The following is a 10,626-nucleotide window of genomic DNA, read 5'->3' on the forward strand; positions in this document are numbered from 1 at the left end:
TTTTTTTGAACGGAGAAAGCGGGTTTTTTTTCGCTTCTTCCAACACGAGCCGGGCGGCTGCCGTTTTGCCGACGCCAGGCGGGCCGTAAATGATGACATGCTGCGGATTCGGCCCACATAGCGCGGCTTTCAGCGCCTTAATGCCGTCTTCCTGGCCGACGATATCGTCAAAACTTTTCGGCCTCACCTTTTCAGCAAGCGGTTCGGTAAGAGAAATGGACCGCAGTTTACGGAGCTGCTCCATCTCTTTGCGCGACTCTTTATCGATCGATACCTTTTGTACGCGCTGTCCTTTTAACAAGTTCCAAAAGTAAAGGCCGATAATGACGCCGAAAAACAGCTGAATGACAAGCACGATGTTCGTCCAGTTCATGCCCCGACATCCTCCTGACTTCGATTTAGTATGTAGTATGATAGTATCCCCGCGAACTGGCGGGAATAAACAAAAAAGCGCCGGCCGGCGCCCGGGGCATGGCGCCGGCCAAAAAAAAGAAACCGCCGTTTATGGCGGTTTCTTGATTAAGCGGATGTTTTCCGTTCATGCTCAATGACCGTGCCGTCGTGGCGGACGAGTTTCGGCGGTTTTGTGCCGCGCACGGTATCGAGCGTAATGATGCATTTTTGCACATCTTCGCGCGATGGAAGCTCAAACATGACATCGAGCATAATTCCTTCGATGATCGAACGGAGGCCGCGCGCACCTGTTTTCCGTTCGATCGCTCTTTTCGCGATTTCCCGGAGCGCCGCTTCTTCAAACTCGAGTTCAACGCCGTCAAGCTCCAGCATTTTTTGGTATTGTTTCACGATCGCGTTTTTCGGCTTCGTCAAAATATCGATCAACGCCTGTTCGTCAAGCGGCTCAAGCGTCGTAATGACCGGCAGACGGCCGATGAACTCCGGAATAAGCCCGAACTTGAGCAAGTCTTCCGGCAGCACTTTCGACAGCAAGTTTTTCTCATCAACATCGGCTTGGTTCATTTCCGCACCGAATCCGATCACTTTTTTGCCGAGGCGGCGCTTAATGATCGGCTCGATGCCATCAAACGCCCCGCCGCAAATGAACAAAATGTTCGTTGTGTCGATTTGGATGAACTCCTGATGCGGATGTTTGCGGCCGCCCTGCGGTGGAACGCTGGCGATCGTTCCCTCCAAAATTTTGAGCAGCGCCTGTTGCACCCCTTCACCGGAAACATCGCGGGTGATGGAAGGGTTTTCCGATTTACGGGCGATTTTATCGATTTCATCGATATAAATAATGCCTTTTTCTGCCCGTTCCACATCATAATCGGCCGCTTGGATGAGCTTCAGCAAAATGTTTTCGACGTCCTCGCCGACATAGCCTGCCTCCGTGAGCGATGTCGCATCGGCGATGGCAAACGGCACGTTTAAAATGCGCGCCAATGTTTGCGCCAACAGCGTTTTCCCGCTCCCGGTCGGCCCGATCATCAAAATGTTGCTTTTCGACAGCTCGACATCATCGATTTTGCTGCCGGAATTGATCCGTTTATAATGGTTGTAAACCGCAACGGCGAGCGATTTTTTCGCCTCATCTTGGCCGATGACGTATTCATCTAAAATTTCCCTGATCTCCATCGGCTTCGGCACGTCTTTAAATTCAAATTCTTCCTCGTTTCCAAGCTCTTCCTCGACGATCTCCGTGCACAATTCAATGCATTCATCACAAATGTAAACGCCCGGGCCGGCGACGAGCTTGCGCACTTGGTCTTGCGTTTTGCCGCAAAACGAACACTTTAGCTGCCCTTTTTCATCATTAAATTTAAACATGTCATTCACCCCTTGCTAACAAAATCGCACTTGCGTTATGTATCATGTCTCGCCATCCCATGTTGCAAAAAACTTATGTATTCGCTATTTTACCATACATGCGTCAAAAAAAGCGAATGAAAAACCTGTAATGTGTTAGAAAAGTTTGAAAAATTACCTCCAGGCGCCAATGACTGAGATAAAGAACAAGGCACGAACGTCTCGCGCCTTGTTCCTTCTACCTTTATTATTATGCCGCAACCGTGCTGTGCTCCACAAGAAAATCGATCGTTTTCCGCCATTTTAAATCTTCTTTGACGCCATCCAAGCTGCCGAGCAGCTCTTTTAACTTGTCCACGCTCAAGTTGTAGGCTTCCGCCATTTTTTGGAGTTCTTCCTCCACCTCTTCATCGGTTACCTCGATGTTTTCTGCTTTGGCGATCGCTTCGAGCGTCAAGGCCGCACGCACCCGTTTTTCGGCATCTTCTTTCATTTGCTCACGCAGCGCCGCTTCATCCTGACCTGAGAATTGATAGTACAGCTGCAAGTTCAGCCCTTGCATTTGCAGTCGTTGATCAAATTCGCGAAGCATCCGGTCCGTCTCGTTTTGCACCATGACAGCCGGAATATCGATTTCCGCATTGGCTGCCGCTTTTTCGACGACCGCATTGCGCAACGCCGTTTCCGCTTCATTCTTTTTCGCTTCTTCCAGACGGGCGCGGATTTTCGCTTTCAGTTCGTCAAGCGTTTCAACTTCTTCATCGACGTCTTTCGCAAACTCGTCGTCCAAAGCCGGCAATTGCTTCGCTTTCACTTCATGCACTTTCACTTTGAACGTCGCCGGTTTGCCGGCCAGCTGCTCAGCGTGGTATTCTTCCGGGAACGTCACTTGAATTTCTTTTTCTTCGCCGGCTTTCATACCGACAAGCTGTTCTTCAAACCCCGGGATAAAGGTGCCTGAACCGATTTCGAGCGAATAGTTTTCCGCCTTGCCGCCTTCAAACGGCTCGCCGTCGACAAACCCTTCGAAATCGATGACGACCGTATCGCCGTTTTCCACCGTTCCGTCTTCTTTCACGACGAGTTCGGCGTAATTTTCTTGCAAACGTTTCAATTCGTTTTCGACATCTTCGTCCGTCACGGTTGTATCCATTTTTTCCACTTCAAGCCCTTTGTATTGGCCGAGCTTCACTTCCGGTTTTACCGTCACTTTCGCTTTAAAAATCAGGCTTTTCCCTTTTTCCATTTGCTCAATGTCGATTTCCGGCATCGACACTGGTTCAATGCCTGCTTCTTCGACCGCTTTCGCATACGCTTCCGGCAGCAAAATATCGAGCGCGTCTTGATAGAGCGCCTCAACGCCAAACCGTTTTTCAAACAGGACGCGCGGCACTTTCCCTTTGCGGAAGCCCGGCAGCGCAATATTTTTCACCACTTTTTTAAATGCGGCATCCAAGCCTTTGTTCACTTGCTCGGCGTCGACTTCAACCGTCAATACGCCCTCATTTCCTTCGAGCTTTTCCCATTTGACTGACATACTGTTCCCTCCAACTAAAATCATTGCGCGGATCCATCATGCCATCCGCTTGTCCATTATCCTCTTATTATGCTCTGATTATGTAGCAAGTATGCGAAAACAGATACATAGCACAGCCATTATATTATAACATATGAAAGCCATGTTTCAACATCGAACCCTCTATTTAAAAAAAGGAAAGTTTCTCTACCTCATGCAACTTTTTGCAAAGTTCCGCCATCTCCGCTTCTGTGACACCGTAGCGAGCCGCCACGTCATTCGTTTCGACGTCGATGCCTTGAAACCGGCTCGCCATCCAGTGAAGGGCAGCCATCCATGCCTCGGCATTGTCGGGCTCCGGTGGAAACGGATATAAGATGTAGGCATAACGGAGCCAAATTTCCGCCGCTGCCTCATATAGGCTCGGGCTGTCTGCAGAAAGCCGCTGTTCCAGCAGGCGAAGCAACATGGAAGCAAACTCCGTCTCCGTCTGCTCGTTTAGCGCGGATGGCACCACGTCAATGCGGCGGCCGAATTTTTCGACTGTCACCGCTTCGTCGACCCGTTTGACGGTCAGCAGGCGAAGCAGCATCGTTTTGGCCATCGGGCTTTTGTCCGGCTCGCGCAAATATTGCTTAAGCAGCGGCAATACGGGGCTGATTTCTTCTTTTTCCAACTGCCTGATAAGCTGCATTTGCTCGGCGATGTCCCCTGACTCAAGCAGCCGCTTAGCTTGTTTCCATTCGGCAGGCGGCAGCGGGCGAGCGCTCATTTTTTCGCTGAAGCGGAGAAGCTGGCGAAGCTGTCCGCGCAGCGAAACGGAAAGCGAAGGACGCTGCAAAGCGGCGCGAATGGCTGCTTCCGCTTCGCTGTACCGGTTCGTCTGCAACAAAAGCGCAATATACATCTGCAACAGTTCGCTGTTGTCCGGTTGTTCCTCAAGCAAAGCCGCCAAGCGCCATTCGGCTTCGTCGTGCTCCCCGAGCTCGTAGCAGCAAACAGCGAGCCCGAGCCGAACCGGAAAGCTGCTGTCGCCGAGCTGCTCGGCGGCGCGCAAAAAGCGGAACGCTTCCTTGTACCGCTTCGCCTCAAGCGCCATAAACGCTTCTTCGATCAGCCGTTCCTTTGTTTGTGGAAACATAATGATTTTTCCTTTTTTTTCGTTTCCCATCTTCGCCCGCTCCTATTTTCATCATCTTTGGCGAGGAGACCCCGTCAGACGGGAGGCAAATATAGCCCGAAAGGCCGGGAAAAATGACGGATTCGCCGGATTGAGGAGAGATCGCGGGAAGATGTGGCGCCGCGATATTTCTGAATGGAAAAAACGTTGTAAGAGGGCACATTTCCCTTTTGACGATCGACTCGCTTACGGAAGCGCCAGCGCGTGAACGGACGATAAAAAGGGCGCCCCGTCGCTTTTGGGACACCCTTCGTCCATCCCGCCTTGCCGCGCCAAACGCATAACGGCTACGGCCGCGGGCAATGTTTTTGTTCGTACGCGGCAATGTAAGGTTCATATACAAACGTCAAATCGATTTCATCCCATCCTTTTAACAGCAGCTGCTTCCGATACGGGTCAATGTCAAACGGACGCGAAAACCCTTCGTCATCGAACACGCGCTGCTCTTCAAGCGACACCGTCAACTCATAGTCAGCGCGCTCACTTTGGCGCAATAAGTAGCGGACATCTTCCCGATCGAGCCGGATCGGCAGCAGTCCATTCTTTAAACAGTTATTGTAAAAAATATCAGCAAATGACGGGGCGATGATCGCGCGAAATCCGTAATCTTGCAGCGCCCACGGCGCGTGCTCGCGCGACGAGCCGCATCCGAAGTTTTCATCGGCGATCAAAATCGTCGCTCCTTCGTTCTCCGGGCGATTCAGCTCAAACTCCGGATTTGGCGTGCCATCGCTCAAATACCGCCAATCGTAAAAGAGAAACTGGCCAAAGCCGGTGCGTTCAATCCGTTTCAAAAACTGCTTTGGAATGATTTGATCGGTATCAATATTCGCACGATCGATGCCGGCGGTTTTTCCGCGATGGATCGTAAACGGCTTCATCGTCCTTTCCCCCTTCCGTTATGGATGTCACTGATGGCAAAGGAGCTCGGCTTCCTAGGATGCCGCGCCGCCTCTTTTGCCATCACGATCGTCAATTTAACAGACCGGCTCAGCTTCAAGCTGGCGCACGTCGACAAAATGTCCGTAAATCGCAGCCGCCGCGGCCATCACCGGGCTGACGAGATGCGTGCGCGCTCCTTTTCCTTGCCGCCCTTCAAAGTTGCGGTTCGACGTTGACGCACAGTGCTCGCCTTCTGGGATGATGTCCGAGTTCATGCCCAAACAGGCGCTGCAGCCAGCCTCACGCCATTCAAAACCGGCATCGATGAAAATTTGCGCAAGCCCCTCTTCTTCCGCCTGTCTTTTCACTTGCTGCGACCCCGGCACAACGAGCGCGCGCACGCCCGGAGCGACTTTTTTTCCTTTGACAATGCCCGCTGCCGCCCGCAAATCGCTGATGCGCGAGTTCGTACATGAGCCGATAAAAACGTGCTGCACCGGAATATCGGTGATCGCCATTCCCGGTTTCAAGCCCATATACTCGAGCGCCCGGCGCACCGCGTTTTGCTCTGTTTTGCTTTCAAACTGCTCGGGATGCGGCACGACGCCATCGACCGATGTGCTCATCGCCGGGGTTGTACCCCATGTCACCATCGGGGCGATCGTCGACGCGTCGATTTCAATCGTCTTGTCGTATTCCGCCCCCTCATCGCTTGCAAGCGCCCGCCACCGTTCGACCGCTTGCTCAAACGCTTCGCCTTTTGGCGCATATTTGCGGCCGCGCAAATAGGCGAATGTCGTTTCATCCGGGCTGATGAGCCCGGCTCTCGCCCCCGCTTCAATCGACATGTTGCAAATCGTCATCCGTTCTTCCATCGACATGCGACGGATCGCCTCACCGGTAAACTCAATAATATAGCCGGTGCCGACGCCAACGCCATAGCGGCCGATAATGGCCAAGATGACATCTTTGGCGGTCACCCCTTTGCCGAGGCGGCCGTTGATGCAGATTTGCAGCGTTTTCGGCTTATGCTGCCAAAGCGTTTGCGTCGCCAGCACGTGCTCGACCTCGCTTGTGCCGATGCCAAACGCCAACGCGCCAAACGCCCCGTGCGTCGACGTATGGCTGTCGCCGCAAACGATCGTTTTCCCCGGTTGGGTCAAGCCGAGCTCCGGACCGATGACGTGCACGATTCCTTGCTCTTCGCTATGCAAATCTGCCAGTGGGATGCCGAACTCGCGGCAGTTGCGCTCAAGCGCAGCGATTTGGTTGCGCGCCACTTCGTCGGTAATCACAAATCGGTTAACGGTCGGCACGTTATGGTCCATCGTCGCAAACGTCAAATCCGGCCGCCGCACCTTCCGCCCTTTTTGCCGCAATCCTTCAAACGCTTGCGGCGAGGTCACTTCATGCACTAAGTGCAAATCGATGTACAATAAATCCGGTTTGCCCTCCTCACGGTAGACGACGTGGTTTTCCCAAATTTTATCGATGATCGTTTTCGGCTTCATTGGTTTTCACCTCGCACGTCTTAGGCATAAACGGTCCTAATTTGAGCAATGGTCGTATAATCCAGCACCTCCGCTTTGATTTCTTCGACCATTTCGTTCGTGGATACGATGCGGACGCCGCTTGGCGCCAAATCCGCAGTGCGCAAGCCTTGATCGAGCACCTGCCGCACCGCGTGCTCGACCGCCTCCGCTTCCGCAGTGAGCCCGAACGACAGGCGAAGCATCATCGCGGCCGACAAAATCGCGGCAATCGGATTGGCTTTGTTCATACCGGCAATATCAGGCGCCGAGCCGTGAACCGGCTCATACAAACTCGGCCCGGAAGCGGATAAGCTGGCTGACGGCAGCATCCCGAGCGAACCGGACAGCATCGAGGCCTCGTCGCTCAAAATATCGCCAAACATGTTTTCTGTCACAATGACATCAAACTGCTTCGGCGCGCGGATGAGCTGCATCGCGGCATTGTCAACAAGCATATGCTCAAGCGTGACGTCCGGAAATTCCTTCGCCACCTCTTCGGCCACTTCCCGCCATAGACGGCTTGACGAAAGGACGTTCGCCTTGTCGACCGAAGTCACTTTTTTCTTCCGCCCGCGTGCGAGTATAAACGCCATGCGGACGATCCGCTCAATTTCTTCCTTTTTATATAACAAGGTGTCCACTGCTTTTTCTTCGCCGTTTTCGACGACGCGGCCGCTCGGCTGGCCGAAGTAAATGCCGCCGGTCAGCTCGCGGACGATGACAAAATCGACGCCTTGCACGAGATCCGGTTTTAACGGCGAAGCGGAAACCAAACTGTCATAGCAAACAACCGGCCGCAAGTTGGCATATAAGTCGAGCTGCTTGCGAATGGCAAGCAATCCTTTTTCCGGGCGCAAATGCGGAGGGTTGTCATCCCACTTCGGACCGCCGACCGCCCCAAGCAGCACCGCATCGCTTTCTCGGCAAAGGCGGAGCGTTTCCTCGGGGAGCGGCGTCCCCGCCTCATCGATCGCCGCTCCACCGATCAATCCATATTCAAACGTAAACTCGTGGCCAAACCGGATGCCGACCGCTTTTAATACCTCGACCGCTCCGGACGTCACTTCTTTGCCGATGCCATCCCCTGGCAAGACGGCAATCCGATAGTTTCCCATTCTGAATCCCCCCGTTTTTATGGTGTTGCCACTTTCTCGTTTTCGCCGCGCATCGCTTCGATCATAAACACACGGTTGATGGCGTTGATGTACGCTTTCGCCGATGCTTCCAACACGTCTTGTGCAGTGCCGCGCCCGCTCGTCTCGATGTCATGGGCGCGCACTTTGACGAACACTTGGGCCAACGCATCGCGGCCGCCGCCGACCGATTCGATCCGGTAGTCAAGCAGCGTCACCGGCGTTTGGAAGCAACGTTCCAATGTATTGTACAGCGCCTCGACGCTGCCGGCGCCGGTCGCCGCTTCTTGGATTTCATTCCCCTTCCCGTCTTTCAGTACCACGACCGCTGTCGGAATTTGATTCGTCCCGTATTGCACTTGAATGGAAGACAATTGATAAAAATCTTTGAAGTGGTCGAACTTCTCTTCGAAAATCAACGCGATTAAATCGTCGTCGGTAATATCCTTCTTTTTGTCCGCCAGTTCTTTAAAACGGACAAACAGCTGATTGATCTCTTCATCGGACAACGTGTAGCCGAGCTCCTCAACCCGGTTGCGAAGCGCATGGCGGCCGGAATGTTTGCCGAGCACCATCGAATTCGACGGCACGCCGACGAGCTCCGGCGAAATGATTTCGTATGTCGTTTTTTCTTTTAAGACGCCGTCTTGATGGATGCCCGATTCATGCGCAAACGCGTTTTTGCCGACGACCGCTTTGTTGGGTGGAACGACGACCCCGGTCAGCTTGCTGACAAGATTGCTTGTGCGCTTAATTTCTTGCAAATTGAGGCGCGTTTCCACTTGATAATAATCTTTGCGAATGTGAAGGGCGACGGCGATCTCCTCAAGCGCCGCGTTGCCGGCCCGCTCGCCGATGCCGTTGATCGTGCACTCGACCTGCGTCGCCCCATGCTCAATGGCCGACAACGAGTTCACCACCGCCATGCCCAAGTCATCATGACAATGAGCGGAGAGTGAAACATTTTCAATATTCGGAACATTGTTTTGCAAATAGAGGAAAATTTCCCCGTATTCTTTCGGCGTAATATAGCCGACCGTATCCGGGATGTTGATGACCGAGGCGCCGGCTTTGATCACTTCGGCGACGATTTTCGCCAAAAACGGCAGCTCGCTTCGGCACGCATCTTCCGCCGACCATTGGACGATCGGGAAAAAGCGCTTCGCGTATTTCACCGCCTCAACCGCCGCTTCAATCACTTGTTCCGGCGTCATCCGCAATTTATGCACCATATGGATCGGCGAGGTGGCGATGAATAGGTGGAGCCGCGGCTCCGCGCCGCCTTTTAACGCCTCCCACGCCGCATCAATATCGCTTCGGACCGAGCGCGACAGCCCGGTGACCGAGCATGTTCTCACCGTTTCGGCGATTTGTTTGACCGCCTCAAAATCGCCTTTCGATGAGGCGGGGAAACCCGCCTCGATGATGTCAACCCGCAGCCGTTCAAGCTGACGGGCAATTTCCAACTTTTCTTGCAAATTCAAGTTCACACCAGCAGATTGTTCCCCGTCACGCAATGTGGTATCAAAAAACTTAATTTTTCGCACCTGGCACCACCGCCTCGACTTGTTTTGCCTTCACAAACGGCATCATGCTTCGCAGTTCGCGTCCGACAATCTCAATCAAATGCTCATTCTCACGCCGGTTGATGGCGTTGAACTCCGGACGGTTCGCTTGGTTTTCCAAAATCCAGCTCTTCGCGAATTTGCCCGTTTGAATGTCATCGAGCACCTTTTTCATTTCCGCTTTCACAGCGTCGTTAATAATGCGCGGGCCGGTGATAAAGTCGCCCCATTGCGCCGTATCGGAAATCGAANAGCGCATCCACGACAAACCGCCTTCGTAAAGGAGATCGACGATGAGCTTCATCTCATGCAAACACTCAAAATAGGCGACTTCCGGCTGATACCCGGCTTCAATGAGCGTTTCAAACCCGGCTTTGATGAGCGCCGTCAGCCCACCGCACAGCACCGCTTGTTCACCGAACAAGTCGGTTTCCGTCTCTTCTTTGAACGTCGTCTCCAACACCCCAGCTCGAGCAGCGCCGATCGCTTTCGCGTAGGCGAGCGCCGTTTCTCTCGCGTGTCCGGTCACATCTTGGTAGACGGCGATGAGCGCCGGCACGCCCGCTCCTTCCGTATATGTGCGCCGCACGAGATGGCCTGGGCCTTTCGGCGCAACCAAGAAGACGTCAACATGATTCGGCGGGACGATTTGGCTGAAATGGATGTTAAAGCCGTGCGCAAACACAAGCGCATTGCCTGGCTCGAGTTCCGGCTCGATTTCCTCTTTGTACACGGCCGGCTGCTTCTCATCCGGCAGCAGCACCATGACGATATCAGCCTGCTTCGCCGCTTCGCGGACTGAATACACCTCAAACCCGTCTTGTTCTGCCTGCTCCCACGATTTTCCTTTTCGCAGTCCGACGATGACGCGAACGCCGCTGTCGCGCAAGTTTTGCGCATGGGCGTGGCCTTGCGAGCCGTAGCCGATGATCGCGACCGTTTTCCCTTGCAAATATTGTTCGTTTGCATCCCCGTTATAGTAGACTTTTGCCATGATTACCCTCTCCTTTGTTCTGTAGTTTGACAATCCCTACGCTTGGCTGCCCCTTGTTTG

At 53.4% G+C, this 10,626-nt stretch carries 8 protein-coding genes and 2 pseudogenes; all 10 read right to left on the bottom strand.

Translation table 11 applies throughout. The annotated features are described in order from the left end of the window. Positions 1–373 (bottom strand): ATP-binding protein (locus VU18_RS11465; protein ID WP_047758125.1); only part of this gene is annotated, 373 nt, incomplete at its 3' end. Positions 374–519: 146 nt separating this feature from the next. Further along, positions 520–1,785 (bottom strand): ATP-dependent protease ATP-binding subunit ClpX, encoded by a 1,266-nt coding sequence (clpX, locus tag VU18_RS11470; protein WP_047758126.1) that lies wholly within the window; start codon positions 1,783–1,785, stop codon positions 520–522. Positions 1,786–2,014: 229 nt separating this feature from the next. Further along, positions 2,015–3,301, bottom strand: coding sequence for a trigger factor (tig, locus tag VU18_RS11475; protein ID WP_047758127.1), 1,287 nt, complete (start codon positions 3,299–3,301; stop codon positions 2,015–2,017). 166 nt (positions 3,302–3,467) lie between these two features. After that, on the bottom strand, positions 3,468–4,451 hold the full coding sequence (locus VU18_RS11480) for a M48 family metallopeptidase (RefSeq protein ID WP_047758128.1): 984 nt from the start codon (positions 4,449–4,451) through the stop codon (positions 3,468–3,470). Positions 4,452–4,747: 296 nt separating this feature from the next. Further along, entirely contained in the window at positions 4,748–5,341 is a 594-nt protein-coding gene (leuD, locus tag VU18_RS11485) for a 3-isopropylmalate dehydratase small subunit (protein WP_033010632.1), read from the bottom strand. A 96-nt stretch (positions 5,342–5,437) separates the two neighbouring features. Further along, positions 5,438–6,853, bottom strand: coding sequence for a 3-isopropylmalate dehydratase large subunit (gene leuC / locus VU18_RS11490; RefSeq protein ID WP_047758129.1), 1,416 nt, complete (start codon positions 6,851–6,853; stop codon positions 5,438–5,440). Between the two features lie 20 nt (positions 6,854–6,873). Continuing rightward, positions 6,874–7,989, bottom strand: coding sequence for a 3-isopropylmalate dehydrogenase (gene leuB, locus VU18_RS11495; protein ID WP_047758130.1), 1,116 nt, complete (start codon positions 7,987–7,989; stop codon positions 6,874–6,876). 17 nt (positions 7,990–8,006) lie between these two features. Beyond that, positions 8,007–9,554: a 2-isopropylmalate synthase gene (locus VU18_RS11500; protein WP_011232134.1), complete on the bottom strand. Its 1,548-nt coding sequence runs from the start codon at positions 9,552–9,554 to the stop codon at positions 8,007–8,009. Next, positions 9,541–9,823, bottom strand: a pseudogene (locus VU18_RS20240) (ketol-acid reductoisomerase); the annotation flags it as partial. The pseudogene VU18_RS20240 and the gene VU18_RS11500, both read right to left, overlap by 14 nt. Before the next feature lies 1 nt (position 9,824). Beyond that, positions 9,825–10,566 (bottom strand): annotated as a pseudogene (gene ilvC, locus VU18_RS11505) (ketol-acid reductoisomerase); the annotation flags it as partial. Between the last annotated feature and the right edge of the window lie 60 nt (positions 10,567–10,626).

The organism is Geobacillus sp. ZGt-1 (assembly GCF_001026865.1).
Classification (GTDB): Bacteria; Bacillota; Bacilli; order Bacillales; family Anoxybacillaceae; genus Geobacillus; species Geobacillus thermoleovorans.

Bases quoted from the DNA above. Each gene is read 5' to 3' on its own strand.
- clpX (WP_047758126.1), bottom strand. From the start codon at position 1,785: ATGTTTAAATTTAATGATGAAAAAGGGCAGCTAAAGTGTTCGTTTTGC.
- tig (WP_047758127.1), bottom strand. From the start codon at position 3,301: ATGTCAGTCAAATGGGAAAAGCTCGAAGGAAATGAGGGCGTATTGACG.
- VU18_RS11480 (WP_047758128.1), bottom strand. From the start codon at position 4,451: ATGGGAAACGAAAAAAAAGGAAAAATCATTATGTTTCCACAAACAAAG.
- leuD (WP_033010632.1), bottom strand. From the start codon at position 5,341: ATGAAGCCGTTTACGATCCATCGCGGAAAAACCGCCGGCATCGATCGT.
- leuC (WP_047758129.1), bottom strand. From the start codon at position 6,853: ATGAAGCCGAAAACGATCATCGATAAAATTTGGGAAAACCACGTCGTC.
- leuB (WP_047758130.1), bottom strand. From the start codon at position 7,989: ATGGGAAACTATCGGATTGCCGTCTTGCCAGGGGATGGCATCGGCAAA.